Annotated in this window: 19 protein-coding genes; 12 read left to right on the top strand and 7 right to left on the bottom strand. The window is 73.2% G+C overall.

What is annotated here, in order from left to right; all coding sequences use genetic code 11:
* The first annotated feature begins 126 nt into the window (after positions 1 to 126).
* The 6 genes from ACFV4P_RS05850 to ACFV4P_RS05825 all read left to right on the top strand — a co-directional run bounded on the left by ACFV4P_RS05850 (position 127) and on the right by ACFV4P_RS05825 (position 6,857).
* Entirely contained in the window at positions 127 to 2,427 is a 2,301-nt protein-coding gene (locus ACFV4P_RS05850; RefSeq protein ID WP_380467752.1) for a DEAD/DEAH box helicase, read from the top strand.
* A 592-nt stretch (positions 2,428 to 3,019) separates the two neighbouring features.
* Positions 3,020 to 3,862 carry an alpha/beta fold hydrolase gene (locus ACFV4P_RS05845; RefSeq protein ID WP_380467750.1) on the top strand — a complete coding sequence of 281 codons (843 nt, stop codon included), beginning with the start codon at positions 3,020 to 3,022 and terminating at the stop codon, positions 3,860 to 3,862.
* A gap of 419 nt (positions 3,863 to 4,281) precedes the next feature.
* A complete protein-coding gene (locus tag ACFV4P_RS05840) occupies positions 4,282 to 4,425 on the top strand; it encodes a hypothetical protein (protein ID WP_167349416.1) in 144 nt (47 codons plus the stop codon).
* 245 nt (positions 4,426 to 4,670) lie between these two features.
* Entirely contained in the window at positions 4,671 to 5,309 is a 639-nt protein-coding gene (locus tag ACFV4P_RS05835) for a DUF6758 family protein (protein ID WP_043915920.1), read from the top strand.
* 22 nt (positions 5,310 to 5,331) lie between these two features.
* A complete protein-coding gene (locus ACFV4P_RS05830) occupies positions 5,332 to 6,180 on the top strand; it encodes a PHP domain-containing protein (protein WP_380467747.1) in 849 nt (282 codons plus the stop codon).
* 56 nt (positions 6,181 to 6,236) lie between these two features.
* Positions 6,237 to 6,857, top strand: coding sequence for a MarC family protein (locus ACFV4P_RS05825; protein WP_380467745.1), 621 nt, complete (start codon positions 6,237 to 6,239; stop codon positions 6,855 to 6,857).
* Between the two features lie 7 nt (positions 6,858 to 6,864).
* On the opposite strand, the gene ACFV4P_RS05820 is transcribed toward ACFV4P_RS05825, so the two are convergent.
* On the bottom strand, positions 6,865 to 7,515 hold the full coding sequence (locus ACFV4P_RS05820; protein ID WP_380467743.1) for a suppressor of fused domain protein: 651 nt from the start codon (positions 7,513 to 7,515) through the stop codon (positions 6,865 to 6,867).
* A 436-nt stretch (positions 7,516 to 7,951) separates the two neighbouring features.
* On the opposite strand from ACFV4P_RS05820, the gene corA reads away from it, so the two are divergent.
* Positions 7,952 to 9,067 carry a magnesium/cobalt transporter CorA gene (gene corA, locus ACFV4P_RS05815; protein WP_380467741.1) on the top strand — a complete coding sequence of 372 codons (1,116 nt, stop codon included), beginning with the start codon at positions 7,952 to 7,954 and terminating at the stop codon, positions 9,065 to 9,067.
* Between the two features lie 45 nt (positions 9,068 to 9,112).
* On the opposite strand, the gene ACFV4P_RS05810 is transcribed toward corA, so the two are convergent.
* Positions 9,113 to 10,033, bottom strand: a complete 921-nt coding sequence (locus tag ACFV4P_RS05810) for a DMT family transporter (protein WP_073810960.1) — start codon at positions 10,031 to 10,033, stop codon at positions 9,113 to 9,115.
* Positions 10,034 to 10,173: 140 nt separating this feature from the next.
* Here ACFV4P_RS05810 and ACFV4P_RS05805 point away from each other — a divergent pair, with 140 nt between their 5' ends.
* The 4 genes from ACFV4P_RS05805 to ACFV4P_RS05790 all read left to right on the top strand — a co-directional run bounded on the left by ACFV4P_RS05805 (position 10,174) and on the right by ACFV4P_RS05790 (position 13,940).
* Positions 10,174 to 10,704 carry a hypothetical protein gene (locus tag ACFV4P_RS05805; RefSeq protein WP_380467738.1) on the top strand — a complete coding sequence of 177 codons (531 nt, stop codon included), beginning with the start codon at positions 10,174 to 10,176 and terminating at the stop codon, positions 10,702 to 10,704.
* A gap of 113 nt (positions 10,705 to 10,817) precedes the next feature.
* Positions 10,818 to 12,101, top strand: coding sequence for a magnesium transporter MgtE N-terminal domain-containing protein (locus ACFV4P_RS05800; RefSeq protein WP_380467736.1), 1,284 nt, complete (start codon positions 10,818 to 10,820; stop codon positions 12,099 to 12,101).
* On the top strand, positions 12,091 to 12,723 hold the full coding sequence (locus ACFV4P_RS05795; RefSeq protein WP_380467734.1) for a DUF1003 domain-containing protein: 633 nt from the start codon (positions 12,091 to 12,093) through the stop codon (positions 12,721 to 12,723). Before ACFV4P_RS05800 ends, ACFV4P_RS05795 begins: the two co-directional genes overlap by 11 nt.
* Before the next feature lie 56 nt (positions 12,724 to 12,779).
* On the top strand, positions 12,780 to 13,940 hold the full coding sequence (locus tag ACFV4P_RS05790; RefSeq protein WP_380467733.1) for an Mrp/NBP35 family ATP-binding protein: 1,161 nt from the start codon (positions 12,780 to 12,782) through the stop codon (positions 13,938 to 13,940).
* 71 nt (positions 13,941 to 14,011) lie between these two features.
* Here ACFV4P_RS05790 and ACFV4P_RS05785 read toward each other — a convergent pair whose 3' ends face one another.
* From ACFV4P_RS05785 to sigE, 4 genes are all read right to left on the bottom strand, one after another.
* On the bottom strand, positions 14,012 to 14,668 hold the full coding sequence (locus ACFV4P_RS05785) for a hypothetical protein (protein ID WP_380467731.1): 657 nt from the start codon (positions 14,666 to 14,668) through the stop codon (positions 14,012 to 14,014).
* A 211-nt stretch (positions 14,669 to 14,879) separates the two neighbouring features.
* A complete protein-coding gene (locus tag ACFV4P_RS05780) occupies positions 14,880 to 15,302 on the bottom strand; it encodes a sec-independent translocase (protein WP_380467729.1) in 423 nt (140 codons plus the stop codon).
* A 131-nt stretch (positions 15,303 to 15,433) separates the two neighbouring features.
* Positions 15,434 to 16,255 carry a zf-HC2 domain-containing protein gene (locus tag ACFV4P_RS05775; RefSeq protein ID WP_380467727.1) on the bottom strand — a complete coding sequence of 274 codons (822 nt, stop codon included), beginning with the start codon at positions 16,253 to 16,255 and terminating at the stop codon, positions 15,434 to 15,436.
* Positions 16,252 to 16,959 (bottom strand): RNA polymerase sigma factor SigE, encoded by a 708-nt coding sequence (sigE, locus tag ACFV4P_RS05770; RefSeq protein ID WP_380467726.1) that lies wholly within the window; start codon positions 16,957 to 16,959, stop codon positions 16,252 to 16,254. The genes ACFV4P_RS05775 and sigE overlap by 4 nt, the downstream gene beginning before the upstream one ends.
* 247 nt (positions 16,960 to 17,206) lie before the next feature.
* Between sigE and ACFV4P_RS05765 the strand changes: the two genes are divergently transcribed.
* Entirely contained in the window at positions 17,207 to 17,884 is a 678-nt protein-coding gene (locus tag ACFV4P_RS05765) for an O-methyltransferase (RefSeq protein ID WP_380467724.1), read from the top strand.
* Positions 17,885 to 18,019: 135 nt separating this feature from the next.
* On the opposite strand, the gene ACFV4P_RS05760 is transcribed toward ACFV4P_RS05765, so the two are convergent.
* Positions 18,020 to 18,187 carry a DUF3117 domain-containing protein gene (locus ACFV4P_RS05760; RefSeq protein ID WP_014137929.1) on the bottom strand — a complete coding sequence of 56 codons (168 nt, stop codon included), beginning with the start codon at positions 18,185 to 18,187 and terminating at the stop codon, positions 18,020 to 18,022.
* Positions 18,188 to 18,410 lie beyond the last annotated feature (223 nt).

Raw genomic sequence — 18,410 nt, 5'->3', positions numbered from 1 at the left:
AGAGGCAGCACCCTGTCCACCACCGCCGAACCCACCAAGACGACGTTCCGGGACCTCGGGATCCTCCCGGAGACCGCCGAGGCCCTGGAGGCCGTCGGGATCGTCCACCCCTTCCCGATCCAGGAGATGACCCTGCCGGTCGCGCTGACCGGCCACGACGTCATCGGCCAGGCCAAGACCGGCACCGGCAAGACCCTCGGCTTCGGCCTCCCGCTGATCGAGCGGGCCGTGGTCAAGGCCGACGTCGCCGCCGGCCGGGCCACCGCCGACCAGCTCACCGAGAGCCCGCAGGCGCTCATCGTGGTCCCCACCCGCGAGCTGTGCACCCAGGTCACCAACGACCTGCAGACCGCCGGCAAGGTCCGCAACGTCCGCGTCCTCGCCGTGTACGGCGGCCGCGCCTACGAGCCGCAGGTCGAGGCCCTGAAGAAGGGCGTCGACATCGTCGTCGGCACCCCCGGCCGTCTGCTCGACCTGGCCGGCCAGCGCAAGCTCGACCTGTCCCAGGTCCGCGCGCTGGTGCTGGACGAGGCCGACGAGATGCTCGACCTCGGCTTCCTGCCCGACGTCGAGAAGATCATCACGATGCTGCCCGCCAAGCGGCAGACCCTGCTCTTCTCCGCCACCATGCCCGGCCAGGTCATCTCGCTGGCCCGCCGGTACATGAGCCAGCCCACCCACATCCGGGCCGCCGCGCCGGACGACACCGGTGCCACCGTCGCCAACATCGAGCAGCACATCTTCCGTGCCCACTCGCTCGACAAGGTCGAGATGGTCTCCCGGATCCTGCAGGCCGAGGGCCGCGGCCTGGCGATGATCTTCTGCCGCACCAAGCGCACCGCCGCCGACGTCGCCGACCAGCTCACCAACCGCGGCTTCGCGGCCGGCGCGGTGCACGGCGACCTCGGCCAGGGCGCCCGCGAGCAGGCGCTGCGCGCCTTCCGCAACGGCAAGGTCGACGTCCTGGTCTGCACCGACGTCGCCGCCCGCGGCATCGACGTCGAAGGCGTCACCCACGTCATCAACTACCAGTGCACCGACGACGAGAAGACCTACCTGCACCGGGTCGGCCGCACCGGCCGGGCCGGCGCCTCGGGCACCGCCGTCACCCTGGTCGACTGGGACGACATCCCGCGCTGGCAGCTCATCAACAAGGCGCTGGACCTGCCGTTCAACGACCCGGAGGAGACCTACTCCTCCTCCCCGCACCTGTACGAGCTGCTCCGCATCGCCCCCGGCACCAAGGGCGTCCTGCCCCGCTCCGAGCGCACCCGGGCCGGCCTGGCCGCCGAAGAGGTCGAGGACCTCGGCGAGACCGGCGGCCGCGGCCAGCGCCCGGCCCGCACCGGTGGCGGTGGCGGTCGCGGCGGACGCGGCGCTGCCGCCCCCGAGGCGCCGGCTCCGGCCGAGCGTCCGCGCCGCAACCGCGAGCGTCGCCGCACCCGCGGCGGCAACTCGGCCGCGCCCGACACCGCCGCTGCGCCGACCACCCCCGCGGTGCCCGCCGCCGAGCAGCCCGCGCCCGGCGAGGGCCGCAGCTCGCGCCGCCGCAACCGCAACCGCCGTAACTCCGCCGCCGCCCCGGCCGTGGTGGAGACGGCCGTGGTCGAGACGGCCGTGGTCGAGACCGCCCCGGCCGCGCCGGTGGTCGAGGTCGCGCCGGTGGCCGTCGAGGCCCCGGCCACCGAGGCTCCGGCCGCCCGCACCCCGCGCAAGCGCACCCGCAAGGCCGCCGCGCCTGTCGTCGAGACGGTTGCCGAGACGGCCGTCGAGGCCGCGCCGGTGGTCGTCGAGGCCCCGGTCGCGGAGGCCCCCGCCGCCCGCACCCCGCGCAAGCGCACCCGCAAGGCCGCCGCCCCCGTGGTGGAGACGGTCGCCGAGATCGTCGTCGAGACGGCCGCCCCGGCGGTCGTGGAGCCGGTCGCCGAGACCCCGCGCAAGCGCACCCGCAAGGCTGCGGCCGCGCCGGTCACCGAGGTGACCGTGGAGACCGTCGAGGCTCCCGCCCCGCGCAAGCGCGCGACCAAGAAGGCCGCCGCTGCCGAGGTCGTCGTGGAGGAGGCCGTCGCGCCGGCTCCGCGCAAGCGGGCCACCAAGAAGGCCGTCGCCGCCGTCGAAACCCCGGCGGAGGAGATCCCGGCGCCCCGTAAGCGCGCGACCAAGAAGGCCGCCGCTGCCGAGGTCGTCGCCGACGAGGCCACCCCGGCCCCCCGCAAGCGCGCTGCCAAGAAGGCCGTCGAAACCCCGGCGGAGGAGGCCCCGGCACCGCGCAAGCGCGCGACCAAGAAGGCCGCCGCTGCCGAGGTCGTCGCCGACGAGGCCACCCCGGCCCCCCGCAAGCGGGCCACCAAGAAGGCCGCCGCCGCGCCGGCCGCGGGCGAGGAGATCCCGGCCCCGCGCCGGACCCGCAAGGCCGTCGAGAAGTAACCGCACCACCCACCCGCCGGGGAGGGCCCGACCATCACCAGGTCGCGCCCTCCCCGGCGGCATTCCCGCCCCGCCCCCGTACCGCCCGCAGCCACAACAGCCCCGCCCACGCACTCCAGCACTCCGCCCGGCCCCAGGCCCGTACTCCCGCAGCCGCCCGCCCCACCCGCCCAGGTGGTGACTCGCAGGGCGGCTCCCTCGCCCTCCCGCGTTTCGGCCGTCCCGCCGGACCGCGCCAGCGGCATTTCCGCACAGCCCCGAATCCCCGTCGGCCCCGGCCCGTACAGCTCGCGGCCTGCGGCGCAGCCTGGAGCAGCGCTGCCCACGCGCTTCAGCGCTTCGACTGCTCCGCCGTCCCCGCCGGCACTGCTCCCGCACCGGCCACGGTGGCCACCCCGGCGGCAGCGCTGCGGCACGTTCCGCCGCCCCGCCCCGTCGCTTCTCCCGCGGCCGCCCCGCCCACGCGAATGAGAGCCTCGCAGCGCGGCTCTCCCCCGCTCCTGGCGTTTCGTCCGCTCCGCACGCACCGGGCGGATCTTGGCTGCATAAGGTGGCCCCGATTGTCGGGTGATCTTGCGGGAGGTATGGAGAGATGAGTACGCCGCCGTTCTTGAAGCTGCCGGGGTGTGTGCGGGCGGTCCGGGTGGGTGGGCTGGCGGCGTTGTGGGGGGAGCCGGTGGGGGCGGCGCGGGGGACGGCGTTGCTGGTGCCGGGGTTCACCGGGAGCAAGGAGGACTTCATCGCGTTGCTGGAGCCGCTGGCGGAGGCCGGGTTCCGGACGGTCGCGGTGGACCAGCGGGGTCAGTACGAGTCGGGCGGCCCGGAGGACCCGGAGGCGTACACGGTGCGGGCGCTGGGCGCGGACGTCCGGGCGCTGTCCGCCGAGCTCGGCGTGGACGGGCCGCTGCACCTGGTGGGGCACTCGTTCGGCGGCCAGGTGGTGCGGGAGGCGGTGCTGTCGGTGTCCGGCGCGCTGCCGTGGCAGTCGTTGACGCTGATGTCGACGGGTCCGGGGTCGATCGACCCGGCGGAGGCGGCGCGTACGGCACTGCTGCTGGACGCGCTGGAGTCGATGGACCTGGAGTCGATCTGGCAGGTGATGCGGCAGCTGGAGGGCGAGCGGGTGCCGCCGCTGGAGCCGGAGATCGCGGAGTTCCTGCACCGCCGTTGGCTGGCCAACCTGCCGCAGGCGCTGAAGGCCGCGGCGGCCCACCTGGTGGCGGCGCCGGACCGGGTGGACGAGTTGGCGGCGGTGGGTCTGCGGACGCTGGTGCTGTCGGGCGAGCGGGACTACGCCTGGCCGGTGCCGGAGCAGTCGCGGATGGCGGAGCGCCTGGGCGCGCTGCGCACCGTGGTGGCGGGCTCGGGGCACTCCCCGAACGCGGAGCGTCCGGCCGAGACGGCGGCGGCGCTGGCCGCGTTCTGGTCCGCGTAGCGTCCGACGCGCCGTTTTCCCGACGGATCGGGGCCATCGGCAGGCCTTCTGACGGTTGATCAGAAGTCGGCCCCCGTTTTCGCGCGACAAGGATCGTTAGCTCGGGTAATATTTGATTCAGTCCGGAATCAGAACCGTACGACGGCCGCACCCTCCTCCGGCCGTCGAAACGACGGATTTACCCGCGGGCAACCGCCGGGTAGCAGCGTCGCGGCACAGTGAGTCATCGAGGCAGAGTCGCCTCGCTCCGCTTGCCGCACCGCAAGTGCCGCTGAAGAAGTCCTGCTTGAGAGTGGGGGGAGCGACAGGTGACTGCACCTGCCGGACGTCCGACCCAGCCAGTGCCGGCAGGCCATCGCGCGATGGCCTACCGCCGGCCGAGTCCGCCTCGGAGCCCGAGGACGGGAAGGGAGAGGCCCATGCGTTTTGAGATCCTTCGTCTGGATCACGCCGGAGCGGAGACCGATCGGCTGATCGCCGATGCGGCGACCGTCTCCGAGTACCTGAAGACCGCCGCGCAAACCGGCGAACGCCTGTACATCCGTCCGTGCAAGGCCGTGTGACCGAACGCGGACGAGCCGCCGAGCCGTCCGACGTTCCGATACCCAACTGACGCCCCGTCACCGCAGGAGACCCCTGGGAGGCGGGGCGTCAGTGTGTTCGGGGGCCGCGACCTGCGGGGGTTTGGCGCCCGGCCGCCCGGGACATCACCCTGCCGGACCCGGGCCGTTGCCGGGGCGGCTCGTGGCGGACTCCTTACGGGTGATCGTCCTTGACGCAGCAGTCCGGAGGGAGGACCGTGTCGGTTATGAGGGGCGAGCCAAGCTGTCCGCGGTGTGCCGGTCGGGTGCGCGCCCCAGGTCTCTTCTCCGACACCTGGCAGTGCGACCGGCACGGTGCCGTGCACCCGATGCAGCCGGTGCTGCCCCCCAGTGTCGAGGCCCTGAACGTCGCAGTGAACCGCTCGCAGGTGCCGGTGTGGATGCCCTGGCCGCTGCCGGTCGGCTGGCTGTTCACCGGGATCGCGCACGCCGGTGACGACCTGTCGGGGGCCCGCGCCACCGCCGTCGCCTGCTCCGGGCCCGCCCCGCTCGGCGGATTCGGCGAACTGGTGCTGGTGGCCGAGGAGTTGGGCATCGGCCTGGGCGCCCGTTACGCGGGGCTGGACGGGCCGGACCCGGGCGAGTCGGTGGCGCTGTACAAGCCGGCGGACGCCAAGCTGATGGCGGCCGGCCGGCCGACCCCGATGTTCCACGTCCCGGGTGCGCCGGACGACCGGGCGGTGTACGTCGGCGAGGCGCGCGGCCTGTGGCTGTGGGCGATCGCCTGGCCCGAGCAGTCCGCGCTGCTGATGCACGACGAGCTGGTGCTGACCGATCTGCGCGACGCGGGCGCCGAACTCGGCCTGCTGCCCTGCGGGGCGCTCTCCCCCCGCCTGCTGGGCTGACCCGCTCCCTATCCTGGGCGGCATGCGTATCGATCTGCACGCCCACAGCAATGCCTCGGACGGCACCGACTCCCCCGCCGAACTGGTCGCCAACGCGGTGGCCGCGGGCCTGGACGTGGTGGCGCTGACCGACCACGACACGGTGGCCGGGTACGCCGAGGCGACGGCGGCGGTGGCCGGGACGGGGCTGACCCTGGTGCCGGGCGCCGAACTCTCCTGCCAGGTGGGCGGAATCAGCATGCACCTGCTGGCGTACCTGTTCGACCCGACGGAGCCGGCCTTCGCGGCGGAGCGGGAGCTGGTGCGCAACGACCGCTTCCGGCGCGGGCGGGCGATCGTGGAGCGCTGCCGGGAGCTGGGCGCGCCGATCGACTGGGAGCAGGTGGAGCGGATCGCCGGGGACGGTTCGGTGGGCCGTCCACACATCGCGTCCGCGCTCGTGGAGGCCGGCGTGGTGGCGAGCGTCTCGGACGCGTTCACGCCGGAGTGGCTGGCCAACGGGGGGCGGGCGGACGTCCGCAAGCACGAGACCGACCCGGTGCTGGCGGTACGGCTTGTGCGGGCGGCGGGGGGCGTACCGGTCTTCGCTCACCCCGGAGCGGTCAAGCGCGGACAGACGGTGTCCGACGAGGTGATCGCCGATCTCGCGGCGGCCGGGCTGGCCGGGCTGGAGGTCGACCACACCGACCACGACGACCCGACCCGGGCCCGACTCCGCGCCCTGGCAGGCGAGTTGGGGCTGCTGGTGACGGGCTCCAGCGACTACCACGGCAGCCGGAAGACTGTCCGGCTGGGCGAGCACACCACCGACCCGGCGGTGTACGAAGCACTGGTGTCGCAGGCAACCGGAGCCGCGCCCGTCGCCGGATGAAACCCCCGGCGCGTCCCATCGCACCCGAACGATCCGGGCGCGCACAATTGCCCGCCATGGGCACCGTCATCGACGGCAAGGTCTTCGGCTCACTGTTCGTCACGCTTTTCGTGATCATGGACCCGCCGGGCATCATGCCGATCTTCCTGGCGCTCACCTCCGGGCGGGCGCATCGCGTGCAACGTCGAATGGCCTGGCAGGCCGCACTGGTGGCACTCGGGGTGATCACCTGTTTCGGACTGTTCGGGCACCAGATCCTGGACTACCTGCACGTGTCGATCCCGGCACTGCAGGTCTCCGGCGGGATCCTCCTGCTGCTGATCGCGCTGGACCTGCTGACCGGCCGGATCGAGGAGCCGAAACAGACCAAGGACGTCAATGTCGCCCTGGTCCCGCTCGGCACTCCGCTGCTGGCCGGGCCGGGGGCGATCGTCGCGGTGATCCTGGCCGTGCAGCAGGCACAGACCGGGACGCAGCACGCGGCGCTCTGGGCGGCGATCGTGCTGATGCACGTCGTGCTCTGGCTGACCATGCGGTTCTCGCTGGCGATCATCCGGGTGATCAAGGAGGGCGGCGTGGTGCTGATCACCCGGCTGTCCGGCCTGCTGCTGTCGGCGATCGCGGCGCAGCTGGTGGCCAACGGGGTGTTCGGCTTCATCGAGGGCCACCCGCATTGACCGCCCGTCAGTCCAGCGGGACACCCCGGCGGTTCGGGTCGCGCAGGTCGGTGCCGTGCTTCAGCCAGCGCTCCTCCAGCGCGGCCGCGCCCTGGACGCGCTTGAACGCGGCCTCGTTGGGCGTCATCGGCAGCAGCGGCAGGAAGCGCACCGCCTCGGCGGGGAACGGGAGTTCGAGGTCCTCGACCAGGCCGCCGGGCTCGGCGGCCAGCACCGAGGTGAACGGCGCGCCGGTCCACAGCGGGGAGCCCAGGTCGAGCGATCCGCCGGGGGCCACCACCAGGCCCTCCACCTGCGGGCTGGCGGCGAACACCACCAGCGCCCGGTGCACCTCGTCCTGCCCGCCGCGGACGGTCAGCACCAGCTCGGCGCGCGGACCGCGCACCGGGTCGGCGACCGCCGAGGACGGGTCGGCCATCGGGGCGGCGGACATGCCGAGCGTCGCGTAGCGGACCAGGCCCTCGGCGTCGGGGCCGAAGCGCAGCACCTCGATCCGGTCCGCGCCGACGAAGGTGACGGCGGCGCGGCCGGAGGGCTCGCCGAAGGTGGTGATCAGCCGGGCCTCGACGGCGGCCAGGACGGTCTGCCGGGTCGGGCCGGAGCCGTGGCCGGCGTCGGGATCGGAGAAGTCGCCGAAGAGCGGGAAGTCGTGCGCCATGCCGCGACCTTAGCGCGCGGTGCGCGGGCAAGCCTTGGCGCGACCTTTACCCGGCGTACCCCGAACTCCGGGGCTCGACACGGGGAAGAGCTGTTAATGTGAGCGGTCGGCCTTGTGAATACGCACCAAGGCCGCGACGGCCCCCGCGCGGGCCCCGGCGTGGAGGAGGTGGTCACGGTGGACAGCAGTCGACCATGCAGTACCGGCAGCTCTCTCCGGCCCACCCCGGCCCGCCGCCTGCACGGCTGACCTGGGCTCGCACGCAGCGTGGCGTCCGGCCGGGAGAGCACCTTCCCCGGGGTCGAGCCGTCGAAACCCGCCCAGCAACGGCTTTCTGACGCATCATCGGCCCCGGCGTGTCCACCGGTGTTTCCCGCCGTCGCGTTCGCCCTGCCCTGCCGAGGCGCGCGCCGGTCCGGCCCAAGGAGTCCGCGCCATGTCGATGATCAACAACCTGCGCGCCGCCGTCGTCCGTCCTGCCCGCCGACGGACCGGTGACGATCTCGGCCTTCCCCCCGGCGACACGCCGTCCGCGGTGGTGGACTGCGCCGTCTACCAGCAGGGCCGGCGCACCGGCGAGAGCTGCAGCCCGCGCGAGGCCGCCCGCCAGGTGAAGGCGGCCCACCAGACCGGGCCCGGTTCGTTCAGCTGGATCGGCCTGCACGAGCCCACCGGCGCCGAGTTCGAGGGCATCGCGCAGCGCTTCGGCCTGCACCCGCTCGCGGTGGAGGACGCGGTGCACGCGCACCAGCGCCCCAAGGTCGAGCGATACGACAACATGCTCTTCGCGGTGTTCAAGACCGTCCGCTACGTCGAGCACGAGCAGCTCACCCCGACCAGCGAGGTGGTCGAGACCGGCGAGCTGATGGTGTTCGCCGGACCGGACTTCGTGATCACCGTCCGGCACGGCGCGCACTCCTCGCTGCGCGCCCTGCGCCTGCGGCTGGAGGCCGACGCGGAGGGCACCGGCCTGCTCGCCAAGGGCCCGGCCGCGGTGCTGCACGCGATCGCCGACCACGTCGTCGACAACTACCTGCTGGTCGCCGAGCGGCTGCAGAACGACGTGGACGAGATCGAGTACGGCGTCTTCGCCAACCGCGGCGGCAGCGGCGCCGACGTCGGCCGGGTCTACCAGCTCAAGCGCGAGGTGCTGGAGTTCAAGCGCGCCGTCACCCCGCTGCTGCGGCCGATGCTCCAGCTCGCCGAGCCCGTCGCCCGGCTGGTCGACCCGGAGATGCAGAAGTACTTCCGGGACGTCGCCGACCACCTGGCCCGGGTCAGCGAGCAGGCGCAGGGCTTCGACGAGCTGCTCAACTCGCTGCTCCAGGCCAACCTGGCGCAGGTCTCGGTCGCCCAGAACGAGGACATGCGCAAGATCACCGCCTGGGCGGCGATCTTCGCCGTCCCCACCATGATCACCGGCGTCTACGGCATGAACTTCGAACACATGCCGGAGCTCCAGTGGACGTACGGCTATCCGACCGTGCTCGGCGTGATCGCCCTGATCTGCATCGGCATGTACCGGGGTTTCCGCCGCAACGGCTGGCTGTAGGGCCCGGACGGGCGGGCGTCGGCGAGGGCCCGGACGGGCGGGGCGTCAGCGGCGCTCCGCCCGGGCCACCAGGACCAGGCCCACCAGGATCAGCCCGACCGCCGGGTAGGCGACGACCGGCGGCCACTGGCCCAGCCACACCGCCGCGATCAGCGCCGCGCCCGGGGTCTCCAGCAGGATCGCCGTCGAGGTGATCGACGGGCCGAGGGTGCGCACCACCCGGTTGCTCAGCGAGTGTCCGAGCAGCTGCGCCGTCACCATCAGCAGGAAGATCTGCCACCACGCCCCGGCCGGCCAGCCCGCCAGCCGCGTGCCCGTCAGCAGACACCCCGCCAGCAGCGCCACCGCGCAGGTCGCGTAGCAGACCAGGGTGTACGCGGTGGTCGACACGGTGCGCCGCACCTCCGCGCCCAGCAGCATGTACCCGGCCGCGGCCGCGCCCGCGCCCAGCGCCAGCCCGTCCCCGAGCAGGGCGCGCGGCGAGACCGACAGGTCGACGCCGGTCAGCACCAGCACGCCCGCGAACGCCAGCCCGACGCCCAGCCACACCAGCCGCGGCGCGCGCACCCCGAACAGCCGCATCAGCACGATCGTCCACAGCGGGGTGGTCGTCACCAGCGCGGTCGCCGACGCCACCGACGTCATCCGCAGGCTCGGCATCCACAGCGCGAAGTGCAGCGCCAGCAGCACGCCCGCCGCCATCGCCAGCACCAGCGCCCGCCGGGAGATCGCGCGCAGCTCGGCCCGGTGCCGCCACAGCGCGTACGGGCCCAGCACCGCCACCGACATGCCGTTGCGCCAGAACGCGATCGCCAACGCGGGCGCGGCCGTCGCGCTGATCAGTGGCGCGGACAGCGAGATGCCCGCGATCGACACCGCCAGCAGCAGCAGGTCGGTGCGCGGCAACGCCCCTCGCTGATCGACCGCCGCGGGCGCGGCGGGGGCGGTCGTGGTGACGGCGGGCACGGTTCTCCCTCTACGGACGACGGACGGCTCTGCGGACGACGGACGGGCGGATACACCGTAAGGGCTGTCCGACCGTCATGGAACTGTCGTCCCGGGGGATGGGACCGTCCGCCCACCGGCCAGGCCGTACGCTGTGCGGCATGGAGCGTACGACGACCGCGAGCGCGGCAGACTTCCTGGACCGGGCCGTGGTGGAGGAAGCCGCCAAGAAGTCCGGACTGCTCTGGGTGCAGCCCACCGGACAGCCGCACGCCCGCCCGCTCTGGCACGCCTGGCACGACGGCGCCGTGATCGTCGTCGGCGACGGCGCCGAGCAGCCCCTGCACGGCCTCGCCGCCGGCGCCACCGCCGCCCTCACCCTGCGCAGCAAGGACAAGGGCGGCCGCCTCGTCGCCTTCACCGCCGCCGTCACCGCCGTCGCCCCCGGCAGCCCCGCCTGGGACGGCGCCGTCGAGGAGCTCAAGGGCAAGCGCCTCAACGCCCCCGACACCGACACCATCGGCGACCGCTGGGCCCGCGAGTGCCGCATCCTCCGCCTCGAACCCACCGGCCCCCTCACGCCCCACCCCGACACCGCCCTCACCGCCGCGCCCATGCCCAGCCCGGCCACCACCCGCAAGCCGATCCCGGCGGGCCTCCCCAAGCTGCTCTTCAAGAAGAAGAAGCGGTAGACACCCGCCGGAAAGCTCGCGGCACCCCGAGAACCTGCCGCCCCGACGCGCCCTCGTCGTGCAGTCACCCGCTAGATTTGGGTGGCTATGTCCGTTTCCCCGAGGGAGTCGAAGTGGCGGGCCCAAGCAGCCGGGTGTTCATCTCCCACCTCTCCGGGGTCGCGGTCTTCGACCCGAACGGCGATCAGGTCGGCCGGGTCCGCGACGTCGTGGTCTCGTTGCGGCTGGGCGGCAGCCCGCCCAAGGTTCTCGGGCTGGTGGTGGAGGTGATCGGCCGCCGCCGGATCTTCCTCCCGATGACCAGGGTGACCAGCCTGGAGTCCGGCCAGGTGCTCTCCACCGGCCTGCTGAACATGCGTCGTTTCGAGCAGCGCCCGTCCGAGACCCTCGTCCTCGCCGAGTTGCTCGACCGCACCGTCACCCGCACCAAGACCTCCGACGAGGTGACGGTGCTGGACGTCGCGATGGTGCAGACCCGCCTGCGCGAGTGGGAGATCGACAAGGTCTTCGTCCAGGTCGGCAGGCCGGCGTCCCGGCTCCGCAAGGCCAAGGGCGAGCAGGTGCTGCTCGACTGGTCCGCCGTCACCGGTTTCTCGCTCGCCGAGGAGGGCCAGGGCGCGGCCAACCTGCTCGCGACGTTCGAGCAGCTGCGCGCCGCCGACCTGGCGAACGTCATGCACCACCTGTCGGCGAAGCGCCGCGCGGAGGTCGCGGCGGCCCTCGACGACGACCGGCTGGCGGACGTCCTGGAGGAGCTCCCCGAGGACGACCAGGTGGAGATCATCGGCAAGCTCAAGGAGGAACGGGCCGCCGACATCCTGGAGACCATGGACCCGGACGACGCCGCCGACCTGCTCTCCGAGCTGCCCGAGGAGGACGCCGAGCGGCTGCTGCGCCTGATGGAGCCGGCCGAGGCGGCGGAGATGCGCCGGCTGCTGTCCTACGAGGAGGACACCGCGGGCGGTCTGATGACCACCGAGCCGATCGTCCTGGAACCGGACGCCTCGGTCGCGGAGGCGCTGGCCCGGGTGCGGGTCTCCGACACCAAGCCGGCGCTGGCCGCGCAGGTGTACGTGTGCCGCCCGCCGAACGAGACCCCGACCGGCACCTACCTGGGCACCGTCCACTTCCAGCGGCTGCTGCGCGAACCCCCGTACACGCTGGTCGGCTCGATCGTGGACGACGACCTCGACCCGCTGCCGCCGAACACGCCGCTGCCGCTGATCACCTCCTACCTGGCCACGTACAACCTGGTGGCGGCACCCGTGGTCGACGAGGACGACCACCTGCTGGGCGCGGTCACCGTGGACGACGTGCTGGACCACCTGCTGCCGGACGACTGGCGCGAGGGCTCGGCGCACGGCATTCCCACCCACGAGGTGTCTGATGGACAGTGACCGCAAGCGCCAGCACGACTCGCCGGGCCAGCGGATCCAGGGCGAGCTGCGGGAGTTGCGCAGCCGCAAGCAGCGCGTCCGCCGCGAGGAGCGACCGGGCCTGCCCCCGGCCCCGCGGACGCGGCTGGACCAGCCGCGCACCGGCCGCCCCGGCCTGATGAGGCTGCCGGAGTGGGACCCGGAGGCGTTCGGCAAGCTGTCCGAGCGGATCGCCCGCTTCCTGGGCACCGGACGGTTCATCGTCTGGATGACGGTGGTGATCATCGTCTGGGTGGCCTGGAACACCCTGCTCCCGACCTCGGCCCGCTTCGACAGCTACCCGTTCATCTTCCTCACCCTGGTGCTGTCGCTGCAGGCCTCGTACGCGGCCCCGCTGATCCTGCTCGCGCAGAACCGCCAGGACGACCGCGACCGCGTCAACATGGAGCAGGACCGGGCCCGCAGCGACCGCAACATCGCCGACACCGAGTACCTGACCCGCGAGGTCGCCGCCCTGCGCCAGGGCCTCGGCGAGGTCGCCACGCGCGCCTTCATCACTTCTGAACTGAGCAGCATCCGGTCCGAACTGCAGTCACTGCTCCGGGAGATCGAGGAACGCCGGGAGCCCGCCGACCCGTTGTGACCCGCGGCACGCTACCGGCGAGTCGGGGGCGGGGCGCAGCGCCGTACCATCAACACATGGCCAACGAGACAGAGGTGGCGGCCGGGGTGACGGAGCAGTCCGTCCAGGAAGCCCTGGCGACCGTCCACGACCCGGAGATCAACCGTCCGATCACCGAGATCGGCATGGTGAAATCCGTCGAGATCGGCGACGGCGGCGCGGTGAAGGTCGCGGTGTACCTCACCGTCTCGGGCTGTCCGATGCGCGAGACGATCACCCAGCGGGTCACCGACGCGGTGTCCGCGGTTCCCGGCGTCACCACGGTCTCCGTCGAGCTCGACGTGATGAGCGACGAGCAGCGCCGCGAGCTCTCCCAGCTGCTGCGCGGCGGCGCCCCGGAGCGGGAGATCCCGTTCGCGAAGCCGGGCACGCTGACCCGGGTGTACGCGGTGGCGTCCGGCAAGGGCGGCGTCGGCAAGTCCTCGGTGACGGTCAACCTGGCGGCGGCGCTGGCCGCGGACGGGCTGAAGGTCGCCGTGGTGGACGCCGACATCTACGGCCACAGCGTGCCCCGCATGCTGGGCGTCGAGGGTCGGCCCACCCAGGTGCAGGACATGATCATGCCGCCGGCGGCGCACGGCGTGAAGGTCATCTCGATCGGCATGTTCACCCCGGGCAACGCCCCGGTGGTGTGGCGCGGCCCGATGCTGCACCGCGCCCTGCAGCAGTTCCTCGCGGACGTGTACTGGGGCGACCTGGACGTCCTGCTGCTGGACCTGCCGCCCGGCACCGGCGACATCGCGATCTCGGTCGCGCAGCTCGTCCCGAACGCCGAGATCCTGATCGTCACCACCCCGCAGATGGCGGCCGCCGAGGTCGCCGAGCGGGCGGGCACCATCGCCCTGCAGACGCACCAGAAGATCGTCGGCGTCATCGAGAACATGTCGGGCATGCCCTGCCCGCACTGCGACGAGATGATCGACGTCTTCGGCACCGGCGGCGGCCAGACCGTCGCGGACGCCCTCACCCGCTCGGTCGGCGCGACCGTCCCCGTCCTGGGCTCCATCCCGATCGACGTCCGCCTCCGCGAGGGCGGCGACGACGGCCGCCCGGTCGTCCTCTCCAACCCCGACTCCCCCGCCGGCGCCGCCCTGCGCACCATCGCCGGCAAGCTCTCCGGCCGCCAGCGCGGCCTGTCCGGCCTCTCCCTGGGCCTGACCCCGAAGAACAAGTTCTGACGGATCCTCAGCACGCCGAACGGCCCCGGGCGGGTGCCCGGGGCCGTTCACGTTTGCGGAGCCGCCAGACCCTACCGGCCGTCGTAGGTCTCCAGGTCGGGGACGGTGGTGAAGCCGATGCCGTACGCGGAGACCGAGCGGCCGTAGGCGCCGATGAGGACGCCGGGGGCCTCGCCGGCCAGGACCCAGCCGTACTCGGACTCGCGGTAGCGGAAGGGCTGCGGGACGCCGTTGACGGGGAGGGTGAGGGAGGACCAGGCGGGGCCTTCGAGGTCGTCGGCCAAGTCCCAGGCGAGGGTGGACTGCTGGTCGAGCCAGTGCTGGCGCAGGGTGCGGTCGAGGTTGCCGGGCCAGGTGGCGGCGAGCAGGCCGGCACCGGCCAGCCAGGCGGCGGAGGACGCGGAGGTGGCTTCCAGGACGCCGGTGTTGTCGGCGCTGCGGCGTACCTCGCGGCGGGCCACCGTGACCACCACCGCGAAGCGCCGGGTGTCGCGGGGTTCGGGCCCGCGGGCGGGTTCGTCGCCGTGGCCGAGGGTGCCGTAGTCGGGGGTGTCGGACGGCGTGGGGCGCGGGTTCTGGCCGTTGCCGACCTGGCCGAGCCAGCGGCGGCCGGTCCAGCCCTCGTCGAGGCCGTACCAGGGGAAGTCGGCGGCGCGGTAGGCGGCGAGGGGGTCGGCGGCGGGCCGACGCGTGGCGGCGGGGTCTGCGGTCGTTTGCGTGGCGTCCACTGCGGGGCCTCCTCGGCTGTGCTCCTGCCACGGGCGGGCTCCATGGTGGCGCACCGCGGCCCCTCCGTCCGGAAGGACCGGGCCGGACACGGCCTGGCGTGACGGACCGCACAGCGCCCGCCTCCGGGGAGGTAGAGGACACGATAGCGGCGCGAACGACGACGCCCCGCCTGCCGGGCGGGGCGTCGGGGTCGTGCGGGGGGCCGGTCGGTCAGGTGGCGTCCGGGTCGAACGGGGGACGTTCGCCGACCGAGAGGGCCGGGCCGCTGCTCGCCGGGGCGGCCGGCTTGGAGAAGTCGACCGCGGCGGTCGGGGTGCGGGTGGGCTCGCCGTTCAGCGCGGACTTGATGTCGACGCTGTCCTTGAGGTCCTTCAGTCCGAGCGGGTCCTCGCCGTCGCCGAGCAGCTGCTTGCGGACGAAGGTCTTCGGGTTGAGGTCCTCGAAGTCGAAGTTCTGGAAATCCGGTCCGAGCTCGCTGCGGATGTCCTCCTTCGCGTTGTCCGCGAAGGAGCGGATCTTGCGAATGAAGCCCATGGTGTCCTGGATCAGCTTCGGGAGCTTGTCCGGACCGAAGATCACAATGGCCATGATCACGATGGTCAGGACCTCGAGTCCGCCTATGTCTCCGAACACCTGAACTCCCAGCACCCGACAACGCTGAACCAAGGGTAAACGCGGGCGGCCGTTCCCCGGTCTCCCGGAGGTGAATCCGTGGTAAAGACCACCCGGGTGACCGGCATCGACGACGTGCCGGTGAAGGCAGGCTAGCGCAGCAACTGCCGCGGGTCACCGCTGGGCGACGGCTGCGGGCTGGACTGCAGGCGGGCGCGCATCGGATAGTCCGGGATGTCGGCCTGCTGCTGCGCGTTGACGGGGACGATCGCCCCGCCGACCGGGGTGACGTTGGTGGGCCGGTTCGGGCCGGACTGACCTGCGGTGAGGCCGCCGAGGGTGACCGCCGCGACCGAGAACGCCCCGGCGGCCGCGAACACCAGCCGGCGCCCGCGTGCGGGGGCCTGGCGGGGGGTGGGAAGTTCGGCGAGCGCGGCCAGCGGACGCACCACGGCGGACGGGCGGGAGCCGAACAGGCCGGCCCGCGGGTCGATCCCGGGTATCGGGGCGTCGGAGCCCAGCGCGCCGCCGCCGAAGCCCGCGCCCCGGCCGAAGGAGCCGCCGGTGAGCCGGCTGCCGCCGAACACGGCACCCGACGGCCCTTCAGGGTCCGAATCGTCCTCCGGCAGCGCGGCCACGGCCATCAGCCGGGCCATCAGCGCCGCGGACGGGCCGGGCATCACGGCGCTGCTGAGCGTCCGCTTGACCGCGCGGGCGCCCTCCGCCTCGGCCAGGCACTCCGGGCAGGTCGCCAGGTGGGCCTGCACCCGCTCGCGGGCGTCGTGGCCGAGTTCGCCGTCCAGGAAGGCGGTGAGGCGGTCGCCGAGGTGGTGGTGCTCCTCGGCCGCCGGCTCGACCGGACGGACCGCCACGGGCCGCAGCTCGGACCCCGCCGGGGTCTGCTCGGCACGGCGCAGCGACGCCCAGCGCGAGCGGCCGTTGGCGTCCGCGCGCTCGGGGGCGTGATCGCTCATGACCCCCTCCGGTCGCTACCGGCCGGTTCGGCGCCGACCGGCACGGGTTCGGCGGAGCCGCCCCGGCGCGAACGGCCCGCGGCGGCGTTCGGCGCCCGGTGCTTGAGGGCGGCGCGCAGGTGCGAGCGGCCGCGGTGGATCCGGCTGCGGACGGTGCCGAGCTTCACCCCGAGGGTGGCGGCGATCTCCTCGTACGAGAGGCCCTCGATGTCGCACAGCACCACGGCGGCACGGAACTCCGGGGCGAGGGTGTCCAGCGCCTGCTGCACGTCCGCGTCGAAGTGGGTGTCGCTGAAGTGCTGGGCGGGGCTGGGCTCACGGCTGGCCAGGCGCTCCGCCGCGTCCTCGGCGAGGGCGTCGAAGCGGATCCGCTGGCGGCGGCGGACCATGTCCAGGAACAGGTTGGTGGTGATCCGGTGCAGCCAGCCCTCGAACGTGCCGGGGGTGTACGTGGACAGCGAGCGGAACACCCGGACGAAGACCTCCTGCGTGAGGTCCTCCGCGTCGTGCTGATTGCCCGTCAGCCGGTACGCCAGGCGGTAGACCCGGGCGCTGTGCGCCTCGACGATCTCTTCCCAGCTGGGCGGCGTCCAGCTCTGCGCGTCGGGCCCCTCCGCGAAGGACGCGAGCGTGCCGGTGGTCTCGACCACCGAGTCGTCGGCTGCGGTCGACTTGTCCAGGGGGGAGTGCACAGACTGGTTCATCACGGGCTTCGGCGTACGGGCCGACGTGGTGCCGCGGGAGTGCCGCTGCACAGGGACGTCGCCCTCGGCCACACCTCCTCGGTCGGCTCTTCTGCCCAGCAGAGCCACCACCATATCCACCTCACACGTCAAGCCCGGATAAGAGCGGTCGAACAGCGGCCGCCGAGGGTGGTCCGGCCACCCACGACAACTCAACGGCCAGCCGTCGAACGCGGTTCCCGGACGGCCAGTAGTCTGTCGCTGGAATTTGTCGACTTCCATCGACATCGGCGCTCCGGAAGAGGCAGCCATCACCGAGTTCGGGCCCCAGCGAGTGGCCCTCGCCGACACCTACATCGGCGAGGACGCGGTGCTGACCTACGCCCGGGCCCAGTCGGCCCGCACCGGCATACGCGCGATCGGTCCCAGCGGCGGCGCGGCCCTGCGCCTGCTGGCCGCCGCGCTCGACGCCAAGGCGGTGGTCGAGATCGGCACCGGCACCGGCGTGTCCGGCGTCTACCTGCTGCGCGGCATGCGGCCCGACGGCGTGCTCACCACCGTCGACTCCGAACCCGTCCGCCAGCAGTACGCCCGCGAGGCCTACCTGGCCGCCGGGTTCGCCGCCAACCGGGCCCGCTTCATCCCCGGCCGGGCCCGCGACGTGCTGCCGCGACTCGCCGACGGCCAGTACGACCTGGTGTTCTGCGACGGCGACCCGGCCGACTCCGGTTTCCACCTCACCGAGGCGATGCGGCTGCTCCGGCCGCGCGGCGTGGTCTGCTTCGAGGGCGTCTTCCAGGAGGGCCGGCTCGCCGAACCCGAACTCGACGACCCGCAGACCCGCGCCGTGCGCGACCTGGTCGCCGACATCCGCGAGCAGGGCGACAGCCTGCTGCCCGCGCTGCTGCCGGTCAGCGACGGCCTGCTCTGCGCGGTCAAACGCTGAACACGGGCCGCCGCCGGGGCCCGGTCCCCCGGTGCGCGGGCAGCGGAACGGGCCCGCTCCCCGCGAACCGGGGGACCGGGCCCGTCGAACACTCCCGGAGCGCCCGGGATGTGCGAGTGGCAGTACCTGCCTGAGTCAGCCGCAGGCCTTCTTCAGCGCCTCGCCCAGAGCATCGGCCTCGTCCGGCGTCAGCTCGACCACCAGGCGCCCGCCCCCTTCGAGCGGAACGCGCATGATGATGCCCCGCCCCTCCTTGGTTACCTCCAGCGGGCCGTCACCCGTCCGCGGCTTCATGGCCGCCATGCTCGTTCCCCTTCCTGCAACCGTTCAGGTACGCACCGGCAGTCCGTCCACCGCCGGTATCGAACGCATTGATCGGAAGCCATTATCCCGCATGCGACCGCTCGATGACCAACATCACTCTCTGCGCCAAGCCCCCCGAACCCGCATCAAGGCAGCGATTACCAGCCGAAAGCCGCATCCCGCCGCACTCCGACACGCCCTCCGGAGGTGCGCCACCTCACAC

This window comes from Kitasatospora sp. NPDC059795, from assembly GCF_042732175.1.
Classification (GTDB): domain Bacteria; phylum Actinomycetota; class Actinomycetes; order Streptomycetales; family Streptomycetaceae; genus Kitasatospora.
The sequence above is the reverse complement of the archived record's forward strand: the minus strand, read 5'-3'. Positions and strand labels throughout refer to the sequence as shown.